The sequence below is a fragment of the Capnocytophaga sp. oral taxon 324 str. F0483 genome (assembly GCF_000318315.2).
Taxonomy (GTDB): Bacteria; Bacteroidota; Bacteroidia; order Flavobacteriales; family Flavobacteriaceae; genus Capnocytophaga; species Capnocytophaga ochracea.
The window spans coordinates 9,066-23,797 of the sequence record NZ_KB291534.1 but is presented as its reverse complement, the minus strand read 5'-3'; the positions used below and the strand labels follow the sequence as shown (position 1 = coordinate 23,797).

Below are 14,732 nucleotides of genomic sequence, written 5' to 3'. Positions count from 1 at the left end.
ACGGTCACGTGGGAGAGTATGTCGCCGCCTTCTTGTAAGAAGAGCAATTCTGATAAAGAATTGCTCTTTTTTTGTTGTTTGAAGTTGTGGGACTGCTTGGAAGGGGGAAGACGAGTTGGAGGGAGAGTAGGAGAATTAACAACGGTGGACTAAAAAAACAATATCTTGATTGCTAATTGCTAATAGTTTTGTATCTTTGCCCCAAAATCAATTATGCAATAATGTTGAAGATTAAATTACTTATTATATACTTACTTTTAGTTATCTCTCAAGCAGTAGCACAGGTGACCTCTCCTAATGCTACCTATAACAATGTGGATATCACTACTGTGAATGTGGATAACTTGAGTGATGCACAGATTAAAAATTATTGGGATCGCGCTCAAGCACAAGGTTATTCATTAGACCAATTCGTTGCTTTGGCTCGCAGTCGTGGTATGCAAGAAACGCAAGTAATGAAGCTCAAGCAGCGTATTATGCAACTCAGCACTTCTTCTGATATTAAAAACAAACTTAAAGAAAATACAAAAACAGGTAGACGCCCGGCTGAAGGTGATGATATTTTTGGTTATACCGGTAAAGAAAACAAAGATTCTATCACTACTAAACAGAAAAAGGATTCTATATTTGGAATGAGTTTCTTCAAGAATCCTAAAATATCTTTTACTCCTAACCTCAATATGGCAACTCCCGACAACTATCAAGTAGGTCCTGGCGATGAACTACTCGTGGAAGTTTGGGGGGCGACAGAAGGTTCTTTTAAGCAAAAAGTAGACGCTGAGGGAAATATATTCCTAAATGGTATCGGGCGTATTCACGTGGGAGGACTTTCGTTCAGTGAGGTGAAGGCTAAGATTAATTCACAGCTCAAGCGCATTTATTCTGGTATTTCGGCTCCTGAGGGTAGTTATGCGAAAATTTATACAGGGGTAACTATCAGTCAGGTGCGTACAGTAAAGGTGAATATCATAGGCGAAGTGGCAGTTCCTGGAACTTATTCGCTTAGTTCGCTTTCAACAGTGCTTAACGCATTATATGCTTGTGGAGGCCCTTCAAAAAGTGGTTCGTTTAGGGAAATAAACATCTTTCGTGGAGGTAAAAAAGTTGCTACTTTTGACGTGTATAATTTCCTAATAAATGGTTCAGAAAAAGGCAATATAGGTCTTAAAGACCAAGATGTGATTATTGTACCCCCATATAAAAACCGCGTATGGGTGGACGGGAAAGTAAAACGACGTGGTTTTTATGAGACTTTAGACAATGAGACGCTGGCGAACCTCATCACCTTCTTTGGAGGTTTTACCTCTGATGCTTTTACCAATACTTTGGTGTTGGAGCGCATTAAAGATGCTAAACGAGAAGTAAAAGAGATTCCTTTTGCTGATATTTCAAAAGTAAAAATGCAAAATGGTGACCGCCTAAATGTACATGCTATTACTGATGAATACCATAATAGGCTCAGTATAGGCGGAGCGGTATATCAGCCTGGGGTATACGAGTTTAAAGAGGGGATGACGGCTTACGACTTACTCAACAGAGCTAACGGTGTGAGAAAAGATGCTTCCTTGAATAGAGGTCTTATCTTCCGCACTGAAAACCGCGTGGATTACCAAACACTTAGTTTTTCGGTAAAAGACCTCATAGAAAAGAAAAATGATATTCCGCTAAAAGATAATGATAGTATTCATATTTTCTACAGAGATTCTCTTCAGTACAAACGCTTTGTAAAGGTAGAAGGAGCTGTAAATAAACCTAAAGAATTACCTTTTATGGAGAATATGACAGTGGAAGACGTGATTTCGTTGGCAGGTGGTTTAGCTAATGGTGCAGACCCTTCGATGATTGAGGTATTTAGAGAAACTAACGATGGTAATTTTCAGAAACTAAGTCAAGCCTTTAAAGTATCGTCTAACCACCAGTTAGAGCCCCAAGGAGAACGACTTACCTTGCAACCTAACGATGTAGTATCGGTACGTTATATCAAAGGATTTACTCCTATGCAAACTGTAACGGTAATGGGAGAAGTACTCTACCCAGGTGTTTATAGTATTCAATCTAAAGACGAACGTGTTTCGGATTTATTAGAGCGTGTGGGCGGTTTTACTCCCTTTGCCTATAAAGAAGGACTTACGCTTGTGAGAAAGAAGACAGATGAAGGGGATATTCAGCAAGAAGATTTCTTAAAAGAACTCATTGAGATTGAGAACGACACGAGCAGTAGCACTTCGAATAAAACACTGAGAAGAGTAGCTAAAAAAAGTAATGAGTATCGCATAGGGCTTGATGTAAAAAAGATATTAAACCGAAAACACAGCAAATATGACCTCTTGCTCAATGACGGAGATATGTTATTAGTCCCTTCAGAAAAACAAACTGTGGAAATTAGAGGAGAAGTATTAGCGCCTTCATTAGTGCGTTATGAAAAAGGAGCTTCTATACATCAGTATGTCAGTAGTGCAGGAGGTTTTGCCAGCAGGGCGAAAAGGAGTGCTATTTATGTGATGTATGCCAATGGAGATATAAAGGCAACACGCACCTCTCTATTCTTTAAAAACTACCCAAAAATAGAGCCTGGGGCTATTATTATAGTACCTTCAAAACCCGAAAAACAACGTCTTACAACCGGAGAAACGGTGGGTATCATTTCGGCTATTACTACTATGGGGGTGTTAATTTACAGTGCTTTTAAAAAATAACTATGGAAAATAATCATCACAATACGATAAGAGAAGAAGATGAAATTGATTTGCTACAGCTTATCAATAAGCTTTGGAGAGCTAAGAAATCAATCGCTGTATTTACGTTGATATTTATGGTTATAGGGGTATTAATAGCCTTATTTTCGGCTAAAGAATACACCGCTACCACTATTATGGTACCACAAGCAACTGATAGCAAATCGACAGGAGGATTGGGAGGACTTGCAGCTATGGCAGGGATTAATTTAGGAGGAAACAATGCAGATGCTATTCCACTTACTACCTACTCCAAGATTATTGAAAGTGTTCCGTTTAAAAAGAAATTAGCACAGACGAAGCTTACATTTTCAGATATTCCTAATCCAATTACCTATGAGCAATATTGTAAGAGCTATGCGAAACCAAGCGTTTGGAACAGTGTGATGAGTATTTTCAGTTCAAATTCTTCTGAACCGTCTATTAAGATACAAGACACCACCCATATTACGAGTATTAGTGGAGAGGAGAGGGCTATCCTAAATAGTATTGATAATAATATCAAGTTGAATTTAAATGAAAAAGAGGGTTATATTACGTTATCGTATGCAATGCCCGAAGCACTTCCTGCGGCACAAATGTTGCAAAGTGCGCAGCAGTTATTGCAAGAAACAGTAACTGAATTTAAATTGCAAAAAGCAAAAGAAGAGTTCAACTTTGTGCAACAACGTTTTATCGAAGCTGAAAAAGATTTTAAGGCAAAGCAATACGCTGTGGCAGGTTTCCAAGACCGCAATCGTGATCTTTTTAGCAATTTGCCTCAAACGCGTTTGCAACAACTACAAGCTGAGTATAACTTAGCTTTTAATGTATATACTGAATTAGCTAAGCAACTTGAAACCAAACGTATTAAGATGAAGGAAGACCAACCAATATTTACCATTATTGAGCCTGTGAGCGTACCTAACGAACGTTCTAAACCTAAACGAATGATGATTATTGCCATTTGGACGTTTGTAGGACTCATTATAGGAATAGGTAATGTTTTTCTAAAAGACTTTAGACGGCAACTCAAATCTAACGACTAATGACTAACAACTATATTATCTTTGATATGGACGGGGTGCTATTAGACAGTGAACCAATGCACCAAGAGATTATTTATGAGACTTTTCAGCTGAAAGGTATTCCGTTTGACAAGACGTATATACAAACTCTCACGGGAATGTCGGCTTTTCCGATGTGGGAAAAGGTAAAGTGCGATGCCCAGCGCACAGAAAGTGTAGAGGAGCTAATGCAGTTTCACCGTGATTACTTTTTCAAACGATTACCCGAAGTGAAAGTTCCCTTAGTACCTTACGTAAAAGAAGTGTTAGAGAAATTTAAGAATGAAGGAAAGCACCTATCATTAGCTTCCTCTTCCGGACGCAAACTCATCGATATTTTTACTCAGCAAACAAATATAGCACACTATTTTGAAGTGATAATGAGTGGAGACGATGTGCAATACAGCAAACCTAATCCCGAAATATTCCTAAAGGTAGCCCAATGGTACCACTTGCCAGCAACACAATTTACAGTGATAGAAGACAGTACCAATGGGGTAAAAGCAGCTAAAAGTGCTAATATGCAGTGTGTAGGCTTCCAGAATCCCCTTTCAGGCGGACAAGATTTAAGTCAAGCCGATAGCGTTATCCATTCAATGCAAGAACTTTTATGACAAACAGTAACATACAACTCATAGAATGTGTAACGATAGCCAATGAGGATTATTTACAATCTTTATTGGCTGTTGGTTTTTATGGTCTTGCCCTCAAAGCCGAACTACACCCTTTAGTTAGTCATTTAGATTTTTCAAACACCCAAACTAAAATACTGCTCTTAGACGACGAACTGCCTGCTATTGCAAAACAAGGCATTACTATTAGCAGTTTGGCTACTGCCTACCAAGCCGGCGCTACGCGTTTTTATAGTGCTATCAAAGGTTATGGTGGCTATCTTCCTACTGAAAAACTTCTCACCTTCTTCCAAGCCCAACAACTCCCTATGGGTATGAATCTGCTCGCTTTTGAGAGTGCTTATAACGAAGCGCTACATCAGATAACAACTAATAGATAACAGGTAACAAGTAAAGCTGGGTATGAGAGTAAGTTTAATAGCTTTTATCAATTTTTTTACTTTCTCCCTAAAATCGAAATCCCTATAGCACAATCTAAACAGCGTTTGGATTGGCAATAATGTTTGTATTGTTGTAGAAGTACTTGGGTATCAAAAGCAGTGGCAACAGAGACTCCTAATTGTTGGTATTGGGTGATTATGCTGTTGCTCTCAGCAGTCATTGTTTTGAGTTCTTCGATAAGAGATTCACTCACATCCTTGCCTAAACTTTGGTAATAGGCATATTTGAGTGGAATGAATACATTTATCCAAATAAGTGTGATGAGACTCGCACTAATAGGCTTTTTTACTTTTTTAGAAGTCTTAGTAAAGGTATAGTGGGTTTCCCAAAACTCAGAGACTCCTACGGCAAAGAGTTTTTGGATACTTTTGAAATCATTCACTTCAAGAATTTGTGAAAACAAACCTTCATTTAGTTCGTATAGCTGTGCGAGTTGCGAGAGTCGGATAGTGGGAAAGCCTTGCGGACGCAAACCGGTGAAATGTATTTTTACTACGGGTGCAGATAGGTTGTATTTCTGTTGTAGGTAGTGATAATTTTGCAATAGTTCACGTGGGCAGGTGTGTTCAGTTTCTTGAGGGAGTAAGCCTGCTTGCCCCAATAGTAGTGCATCTAAATGCAAGGGGTGTGAACGCTCTTTGCGGATAATACTAAAATCGAGATGTTTGCCCAATTGCAGGAAGGCTTCGCCGTTTACAGTGCCTCCAAAAGATTTGAGAAGCATACAAAAAAGTACTTTCTCCCAATCGAAATTGGCAGCTTTCCACAACTGGTTTACAGCAGTGGCTTTTTCTTCTAAACGTTCTACTAACAGACGCTCATTCCACGAAAGCAAAGTAATGGCAGGTACGGTGGTATATTCTTTTTCACAAGGAATAAACTGGTAGTGTGAGGCTACAGTCGTATTGTATCGCTCTAAGAGTTCGGGAGAAATAAGACCTCGGAGTTCTAAAGTAGGAATAGGCTGGTTGTTAGTATCGAATACTTCTATATCGTGTTCCCAAACTACGTGCAGAATCACATTGTGATAAGCGGGATCACTTTCGTGACCGTGCACATACCAATACGATGATTTGAGATGCATTTCTACATTACCTGCCCATTGCTGCTCACCTATAAGCAGTTGGGCACTTTGGAAATCGGGACCTGAAAGAGAATTATACTCACCAAATGAGAGAATTTGCAAGCGCTCTCCCGTAGTAAGTACAGCGTTGAGGGGTACTTTTTTGTATTTCCATAGGTAGTGTAAGAAATCTTCTTTCATTTTGTTTAGGTAAGAGATAAGAGGTAAGAAATAGTACCAGCTTATTTAATTAGTAAAGGTCGTAACACGACGGACAACTAAAAATTTTAGTAAAGGTTGTAACAATGCAAATTATTCTCGAGTTGGGATTTTTAATCTTTTTTCTGTGTATAGAAAAAGAAAATAATAAAGGGTAGCTAAGAGTGTACCGAAAATCCAACCTACCAATACATCACCTGGGAAATGCACGCCTAAATAAATACGGCTATAACTCACAATAATTGACCAGCAGAGCAGTAGGGTGACGATATATCGGGCGTTTTTCCTAAGCAAGTAACTAAAAAATACGGCTATTGCCATTGTATTGGCGGCGTGTGCTGAAAAGAACCCATACTTACCACCACAAATCACCATTCGCATTTGCCCCATAAGACTCTCATCGTGACAAGGGCGCAAGCGCTGGAATCCGTATTTGAAAATGTTCGCCAGCTGGTCGGTAGTGGTGATGAGAAGGGCGATGAATACCAAGATGAGCAACACTCTTTTCCAATGGAAATACTTGAAACACAAGTATAACAAGAAAGCATAGAGAGGGATAGACGAGAGTTCATTGGTAATTACTAACCAAAGGCTGTCGGCTTCGGGCGTTCCCCAACTATTGAGGGAACAGAGCAGTTGCTTATCTGTTTCTATAAGGTATTCTAACATTATTTGCGTTTTTTCTTCTTTTTAAAAGCCTGTTGGAGGGCTTCAGCAGTCTTTTGTTTACGACTTTCTCTTTGTCCTTTTTTGCGACTTCTACCCTCATCGTTGCCGTGTTTTCTACCGTCATCATTTCCGCGTTTGCGTCCGCCACGGTCTCTGCCAGCTCCTTTGGTAGAGAGCTCCACATTGATGAAGCGACCGTCCATTTGAAAATCGGTAAAGGTGCTCATCACCAAATCGGAGAAGTCGGCATCGGTATTGAAGAAAGAGAAACTGTTCTTTACATCTACTTTGAAAACATCATCACGACCTAAATTAAGGGTTGCTTTGAGGAAATCTTTGAGTGATTTCCAGTCGTAGCCATCGCGTTCACCTATATTGATGAAATAGCGCACTTCATCGCTACTACTCCCACTGCGACTTTCGCGCTCGTTCTCTACCGATAAGTTTTCAGCATTTTTATAATAATTGAAGAAACGCGTAAATTCTACTGAGAATATTTTTTTGATCAGCTCATCGCGATCTACGTTTTTCAGTTCTTTATAAATAGCTGGCAAATAATCGTCGATGGCAGGGTTTACTTCTGTATTTTTGAGGTTGTTAGCCAAGTGGTAGAGTTGTATCTCGCAGATTTCCATACCCGACGGCAATTGTTTCTGCTCAAAAGGTTGCCCTATCATCTTTTCGATAGTTTTAATTTTCTTCACCTCACTTTTTGGTAAAATCACCATCGAAATTCCCGATTTACCAGCACGACCTGTACGTCCACTGCGGTGGTTGTAGGTTTCTATTTCGTCGGGCAATTGGTAGTGAATTACGTGGGTGATATCGTCTACATCGATACCGCGGGCAGCGACATCGGTAGCGACAAGCATTTGTATTTGGCGTGCACGGAAAGATTTCATCACCAAATCACGTTGATTCTGACTCAAATCACCGTGAAGGGCAGCAGCGTTGTAGCCATCTTCAATGAGTTTTTCGGCTACTGCCTGAGTATCGCGTTTGGTTCGGCAAAACACTACCGAGAAGATATCGGGGTTGGCATCAGCAAGGCGTTTTAGGGCTTGGTATCTATGGCGACCGCTCACTATATAGTACTCGTGTTGCACGGTGTTAGTAGCCTGATTGCGAGTTCCTACTGTTATTTCGATAGGCTTACGCATAAACTTACGCGCTATCTTAGCCACCTCGTTAGGCATAGTAGCCGAAAAGAGCCAAGTGCTTTTTTCTTGAGGGGTATGCGATAGAATAGCGGTAATATCTTCATAGAAGCCCATATTGAGCATTTCGTCGGCTTCGTCGAGCACACAATAGTTGATATGACTGATATCTAAGAAGTTACGACGTATCATATCTTGCATACGCCCAGGAGTAGCCACGATAATTTGAGCGCCTTTTTTGAGGCTACGCGCTTGTTCCTCAATACTTGCGCCGCCATATACCGCCACTACGTTCATCTTAGGGAGGTACTTAGCATAATTGCGGAGTTCAGAAGCGATTTGCAAGCAGAGTTCGCGTGTAGGCGAAAGGATAAGCCCTTGGGTTACACGGCTATCAGTATCGATAAGTTGGAGGAGAGGAAAGCCAAAAGCGGCTGTTTTACCAGTACCTGTTTGGGCTAAAGCTACCATATCAGCACCATTTGCCAAAAGAGTAGGAATGGCTTTTTGCTGAATTTCAGAAGGAGTTTCAAAGCCCATATCGCTGATGGCTTTGAGGATAGGTTCATCAAGACCTAATTGTTCAAATAAATTCATTAATACAATTTGTAAATTAGCAAATTTGCTAATTTGCTAATGTATTTTAAAGCGCAAAGGTACAATAATATTTTCAATTGACAATTGATAATTGACAATTAAGAAGAAAAAACTTTGCCAAAGGTGCGAGCCGCACGGGCAGGAAACTTTGGCAAAGTATAATAAATAATTTATATTGTGTTTCTGCTTATTTTTTTATGAAAAAGGAAACAATCAAGAGAATTATTGCAATGGACATTATTGCAAATCCTGCTACGCGAAACCCCTTATAAAAAAACGTTTTATCTTTATCGTCTACTATTTGGTGTTCACTGGGAGTTTCGGGCAAATAAGCTACTGTAATACTCTCGCCTGCTCGATAATTGGTTTGACGGCTACCACTATGAGCCCCAAAATAGGTTACATAAAAAGTATGATCCGAGTTAGCATATTTCAAGTTTATAGGGGCGTTTGAGTTCAGAACAAGAGGTTTTACAATATAAGTATTTTCTCCTACAGTATACTTATAGACTACATAAGTCCTATTATTAAAACCAATACCTCCTACACCCTGACTGCCTGATTTGACAATTTCTAATACCTCTCCTTGTGCTTTCCCTTGATATAGTTTTTTGTTCTTTTCGGTAATTCTTTTGTTAATCTCAGCAGTAACCAAGAATACAAGCGCAAACAGAAAGAATATGCCAGAGCTTAGCAACATTCCCATTTGGTTGTTCATTTGGTTGTCCATTACCTTAGTGATTTATTTATTGGATACTAATATCCATTCTCCGCTGTTTATTAGGGGGTCAGCTTGTTTGAACTTGAGCTCTTTGCGTTCACCAGTACGGATGTTTTGGATTACTACCTTGTCGTTACGACCAATTTTAGGTTGTTCGCGTACGATGGTTTCTACTACCGAACGGCGCTGTGAGGCTTGTTGCCCTACTTCACGGGCGCGTTGCGCCATTTCATCGCTGTTGAGAGCTTCTTCCTTATTGGTTTGATAGCGTTCACGAGTGCGTTGTGGCGCGTGGGCTTCCTGTACGGGTGGATTTTGAGTAGGCAATTCGGCTTTGAACAAGAAAGAGATAATCTCTTTGTTTACCTTATCGACCATAGCTTTGAACAACTGATAAGCTTCAAACTTATAGATGAGTAGCGGGTCTTTCTGTTCGTGTACCGCTAATTGTACTGATTGTTTGAGTTCATCCATACGGCGGAGATGCGTTTTCCACTCCTCGTCGATGATGCCAAGCGTAATATTCTTCTCAAAATCGCTTACGAGTTTCTTACCTTGGGTTTCGTACGCCTCTTTGAGGTCGGTTACGATGTTGAGCATCTTTTCGCCATCGGTGAAAGGCACGACGATGCGCTCGTAAGTATTATTAGGATTTTCGTATACCTCTTTAATCACTGGGAAGGCTTGAGCGGCACTGCGTTCAGCTTTTTCCTGATAGTGTTTGAGCGCTTCGTGATACAAGGTGAAAGTAAGGTCGTTTGGCGATTGTTTAGCAAATTCGGCTTCTGAAATTTGTGTTTTCAGTGAGAAATATTTGATGAGCTCGAAAGTGAAATTCTTGTAATTATTACCACCTTTGTTGTTTTCTACTATATTCTCGCAAGTATCGAATATCATATTTGCCAAATCCACTTTTAGGCGTTCACCTTCAAGAGCGTGGCGACGGCGTTTATAAATTTGCTTGCGTTGTGCGTTCATCACGTCGTCGTACTCTAACAGACGTTTACGCATACCGAAGTTGTTTTCTTCTACCTTTTTCTGAGCTGCCTCGATGCGTTTGGTCATCATAGAGTGCTGAATTACATCACCTTCTTTATGACCTAAGCTGTCCATTAGTCGGGCGATACGTTCAGAACCGAAGAGGCGCATTAGGTTATCTTCGAGAGAAACGAAGAAGAGTGAGCTACCAGGGTCACCTTGACGACCAGAACGACCGCGCAACTGACGATCGACACGACGAGAGTCGTGGCGTTCGGTACCTATAATTGCCAAACCTCCTGCAGCTTTTACTTCGGGAGTTAACTTGATGTCGGTACCACGTCCCGCCATATTGGTTGCGATGGTTACCACACCACTATGTCCGGCTTCGGCTACGATTTCAGCTTCTTTTTTATGCAATTTCGCATTCAATACATTGTGTTTTACCTTGCGCATTGTAAGCATACGGCTGAGGAGTTCAGATACTTCCACAGAAGTAGTACCAATCAACACTGGGCGACCAGCTTCGGAAAGTTTTACTACCTCATCGATTACAGCGTTGTATTTCTCGCGTTTGGTTTTATAGATAAGGTCGTTGTGGTCTTTACGAGCAATAGGACGGTTAGTAGGGATTTCCATTACATCGAGTTTATAGATTTCCCAGAACTCACCCGCTTCGGTGATAGCAGTACCCGTCATACCTGCTAACTTGCTATACATACGGAAGTAGTTTTGCAAGGTAATAGTTGCATAGGTTTGGGTAGCAGCCTCAATTTTCACATTCTCTTTGGCTTCAATCGCTTGGTGCAAACCATCGGAATAACGACGACCGTCCATAATACGACCTGTTTGTTCATCGACGATGAGCACTTTGTTGTCAATCACTACATACTCTACATCTTTTTCAAAGAGAGTGTAGGCTTTGAGCAATTGGTTAAGGGTGTGAATGCGTTCGCTTTTTACGCTAAAATCTTGGAATAATTTATCTTTTAGTTTAGCTTCTTCTTCAATAGGAAGACCTTGGTTCTCGATATTGGCAATTTCTACCCCAATATCAGGTAAAACAAAGAAATCTTTATCACCATCGTAGGCAATATCAGCAAACCCTTTATCGGTAAGCTCGATTTGGTTGTTTTTTTCATCAATCACGAAGTACAATTCGGCATCTACCTTTGGCATTTCGCGATTGTTATCCTGCATATAGTAATTTTCAGTTTTTTGGAGCAGTTGTTTTACCCCTTCTTCGCTGAGGAATTTGATGAGCGCTTTGTTTTTAGGCAAACCACGGTACACGCGCAAGAGTTGGAATCCCCCTTCTTTGGTATCCCCTTCGGCGATGAGTTTGCGGGCATCGGCTAATACTTTGGTGAGGTAAGTACGCTGTTTGTTTACCAAATTTTCTACTAAAGGTTTCAGTTCGTTGAACTCGTGCAATTCGCCTTTAGGGGTAGGACCTGAGATGATGAGCGGTGTACGAGCATCGTCTATCAATACAGAGTCGACCTCATCGACAATGGCATAGTTGTGAGCGCGTTGCACCAAATCTTCGGGAGTGTGCGCCATATTGTCGCGGAGGTAGTCGAAACCAAATTCGTTGTTAGTTCCGTAGGTAATATCGGCGTTGTAAGCACGACGACGCGCTTCGGAGTTAGGTTGGTGGTTGTCGATACAATCCACACGCAAACCGTGGAACTCAAATAAAGGTCCCATCCAGGCACTATCTCGGCGTGCCAAATAGTCGTTCACGGTTACGAGGTGCACTCCATTCCCCGTTAGGGCATTGAGGTAGACTGGCAAGGTAGCCACAAGGGTTTTACCTTCCCCTGTTTGCATTTCAGCAATCTTACCTTGGTGAAGAGCAATACCTCCAATGAGCTGTACATCGTAGTGTACCATATCCCAAGTAACATCTTTACCAGCGGCATCCCAGTGGTTTTTCCACACGGCTTTATCGCCTTCAATCGTTACATAATCGTGGGTAGCCGATAGTTCGCGGTCGTGCTCGGTGGCTGTTACGGTAATTGTTTCGTTATTAGCAAAACGACGGGTAGTTTCCTTCATAGTAGCGAAGGCTTCGGGAAGAATGTCGTTTAATACTTTTTCGGAGACTTGATAAGCTTCGCCGTTGAGTTTATCTATTTCGGTATAGAGGTCTTCTTTAGCGTCGATATCGTCGGTAGCGTTTGCTTGGGCTTCGAGTTCGGCTATTTTAGTATCGAACTCGGCGCGAGCGTCTTTTATTCTTTGTTTGAACTCAATAGTTTTTGCGCGCAACTCATCATTAGAGATATTTTCTAACTGAGAGGCATAAGTTTTTATCTTTTCAACGATAGGTTGGATTGCTTTTAGGTCGTTTTTGGCTTTGTCGCCAACGAAAATTTTAATAAGGGAATTGATAATACTCATAGTTATTTAGCCCCCTCTGCCCCCGAACCCCCGAAGGGGGACAATCTGCAAATGAGGGTTTTTTTAATTTATTTGTTTATAATTATATATTTTTCAGTTGTAGTACAAGTCGCAACACGAGTCGTAGCACGACAGGCAATTTAAAACTTTGGTAAAGGTGACCCTACAAGTTTGTCAATAAATATACCAAAAGGCGAAAACTGACAATTTGTCACTATATTCATTTGCTAATCTGCTACTTTGCTGATTGGCAAATTAAAAGAAAGCCCCCGAACCCCCGAAGGGGGACAATTTGCAAAAGTGAATATTTATAAAGTTAATTATTTTAATGTAAATTTTGGGTTAATCTACAAATTGGCAAATTAAAAAAAGTCTCCTCAGAGAGACTTTTTATTTTTGTTTTTAATATTCATCTTCATTCCATAGGTAATCTTCCTCCGACGGGTAATCAGGCCAGATTTCGTCGATAGATTCATACATATCACCTTCGTCTTCTATTTCTTGAAGGTTTTCCACCACTTCCATAGGAGCGCCTGTACGGATAGCATAATCGATAAGCTCGTCTTTAGTAGCAGGCCAAGGAGCATCACTTAAATAAGATGCAAGTTCTAACGTCCAATACATAAACTAATAGAATTTTATAAATTTTGCGCAAAAGTAATATATTTTATTTATTGGGCAAATAAAATGAGAAAAAAAAGTGAGTTTTATTTGTTAGTTGTTTGAACGGCATCGCCATTTTTCAGAGTTTTACTTACAGCGCTGTAAGGACCGGTGATAATAGTCTCGTCTTTAGCTACACCTGAAAGGATTTCGATATTCACATTATCTTGAATACCGGTAGTTACCGCACGGAGTTCGGCTTTACCGTCTTTGAGTACAAACACGGCTTCCTGCTTTTTGTCGGCTTCTTCCTTAGGGGTTTTAGGGTCGATTTCAGATTTCTTTTTTACAATAATGGCACTGATAGGTACTGCAACTGCGTCTTTTTTGGTTTGGGTGATAATGTCTACCGTTGCGGTCATACCTGGACGGAAGGGCGAATAGCCAACAGGTTTGCTTTCTGAGAGGTCTTTATACGATGCTTCTTCGATGTGTATCTTGACTTTGAAGTTCGTTACTTGGTCTGCGCTGGTGGTGGTATTGGCGGTATTGGCGATATTGGTAACGGTACCTTTGAACACGCGTTTTAGGTAAGCATCTACTTCGACATTCACTGAGTCGCCTACACTTATTTTTACGATATCGTTCTCATTTACATCTACTTCCACTTCCATATTATGGAGATTTGCTACACGCATAATCTCGGTACCCGTCATTTGCATCGTACCTACCACGCGCTCGCCTAACTCTACGCTGAGCTTAGAAATGGTGCCATCGGTAGGTGAATAAATAATTGTTTTTTTGAGGTTGTCTTGGGCTTCGGAAACACTTGCCATTGCACTCTGTACATTAAAACGAGCTGACTCGCGAGAGGCTTTGGCTACCTCGTAGGCTGAAACAGCTTTATCCCAATCGGATTTTGAGATTACGCCCTTATCGAACAACACTTTGTTGCGCTTATAACTCTCTTCGGCTTCTTTGAGGGTAGCGCTGGACTGTTGTAAGCTGGCGCGTACGGTTTCTAAACTTGCAGCACTACGCTTTACTACCGATTGGTAAATATCGGGGTTGATGCGCACCAAAAGGTCGCCTTTTTTTACCATTTGCCCTTCTTTTACAGGGAGTTCTATAATTTCGCCTGATACTTCGGACGATATCTTGATTTCCAATTCGGGTTGTATTTTTCCTGTAGCCGACACTTTTTGGATGATTGTTGTAGGAATTACTTTTTGAGTTTCGACGTTTATGGCAGAATTTTCTTCGCCAAACCAACCTGCTTTTTTACCAATAATCAAAATGATAATTAGCAATATAACGGCTAAAATAATGAGAACGGTTTTTCTTTTCATAATAGTGAAGTTGTTTTCAGGTGCAAAAGTATAAAACAATTAGTAAATTAGCAAATTTGGAAATGAGAAAATTAGAAAATGGGAGAATTAGAAAATGAGAGAATTAGAAAATGAGA

11 protein-coding genes are annotated in these 14,732 nt (G+C 40.6%); 4 read left to right on the top strand and 7 right to left on the bottom strand.

Annotated elements, in window-relative coordinates; genetic code table 11:
* Positions 1–221: 221 nt before the first annotated feature.
* The 4 genes from HMPREF9072_RS10340 to HMPREF9072_RS10325 are packed head-to-tail and all read left to right on the top strand — an operon-like array spanning position 222 to position 4,793.
* Complete coding sequence (locus HMPREF9072_RS10340) at positions 222–2,696, top strand: SLBB domain-containing protein (RefSeq protein WP_009411670.1); 2,475 nt, start codon at positions 222–224, stop codon at positions 2,694–2,696.
* Between the two features lie 2 nt (positions 2,697–2,698).
* A complete protein-coding gene (locus tag HMPREF9072_RS10335) occupies positions 2,699–3,763 on the top strand; it encodes a Wzz/FepE/Etk N-terminal domain-containing protein (protein WP_009411669.1) in 1,065 nt (354 codons plus the stop codon).
* Positions 3,763–4,395: an HAD family phosphatase gene (locus tag HMPREF9072_RS10330; RefSeq protein ID WP_009411668.1), complete on the top strand. Its 633-nt coding sequence runs from the start codon at positions 3,763–3,765 to the stop codon at positions 4,393–4,395. Before HMPREF9072_RS10335 ends, HMPREF9072_RS10330 begins: the two co-directional genes overlap by 1 nt.
* Positions 4,392–4,793: a hypothetical protein gene (locus HMPREF9072_RS10325; protein WP_009411667.1), complete on the top strand. Its 402-nt coding sequence runs from the start codon at positions 4,392–4,394 to the stop codon at positions 4,791–4,793. The genes HMPREF9072_RS10330 and HMPREF9072_RS10325 overlap by 4 nt, the downstream gene beginning before the upstream one ends.
* A 56-nt stretch (positions 4,794–4,849) precedes the next feature.
* Here HMPREF9072_RS10325 and HMPREF9072_RS10320 read toward each other — a convergent pair whose 3' ends face one another.
* The 7 genes from HMPREF9072_RS10320 to HMPREF9072_RS10290 form a co-directional block, all read right to left on the bottom strand.
* The gene (locus HMPREF9072_RS10320) at positions 4,850–6,118 is read right to left on the bottom strand and encodes a DUF2851 family protein (protein WP_009411666.1); all 1,269 of its coding nucleotides are present in this window, start codon (positions 6,116–6,118) and stop codon (positions 4,850–4,852) included.
* Between the two features lie 111 nt (positions 6,119–6,229).
* Positions 6,230–6,805 carry a phosphatase PAP2 family protein gene (locus HMPREF9072_RS10315; protein ID WP_009411665.1) on the bottom strand — a complete coding sequence of 192 codons (576 nt, stop codon included), beginning with the start codon at positions 6,803–6,805 and terminating at the stop codon, positions 6,230–6,232.
* Positions 6,805–8,559 carry a DEAD/DEAH box helicase gene (locus HMPREF9072_RS10310; RefSeq protein ID WP_009411664.1) on the bottom strand — a complete coding sequence of 585 codons (1,755 nt, stop codon included), beginning with the start codon at positions 8,557–8,559 and terminating at the stop codon, positions 6,805–6,807. The genes HMPREF9072_RS10315 and HMPREF9072_RS10310 overlap by 1 nt, the downstream gene beginning before the upstream one ends.
* A 187-nt stretch (positions 8,560–8,746) precedes the next feature.
* Positions 8,747–9,289, bottom strand: a complete 543-nt coding sequence (locus HMPREF9072_RS10305; RefSeq protein ID WP_009411663.1) for a DUF3592 domain-containing protein — start codon at positions 9,287–9,289, stop codon at positions 8,747–8,749.
* 12 nt (positions 9,290–9,301) lie between these two features.
* Positions 9,302–12,664 (bottom strand): preprotein translocase subunit SecA, encoded by a 3,363-nt coding sequence (gene secA, locus HMPREF9072_RS10300; RefSeq protein WP_009411662.1) that lies wholly within the window; start codon positions 12,662–12,664, stop codon positions 9,302–9,304.
* A gap of 402 nt (positions 12,665–13,066) precedes the next feature.
* On the bottom strand, positions 13,067–13,288 hold the full coding sequence (locus HMPREF9072_RS10295) for a DUF2795 domain-containing protein (protein ID WP_002673751.1): 222 nt from the start codon (positions 13,286–13,288) through the stop codon (positions 13,067–13,069).
* A gap of 83 nt (positions 13,289–13,371) precedes the next feature.
* A complete protein-coding gene (locus HMPREF9072_RS10290) occupies positions 13,372–14,616 on the bottom strand; it encodes an efflux RND transporter periplasmic adaptor subunit (RefSeq protein WP_009411660.1) in 1,245 nt (414 codons plus the stop codon).
* Between the last annotated feature and the right edge of the window lie 116 nt (positions 14,617–14,732).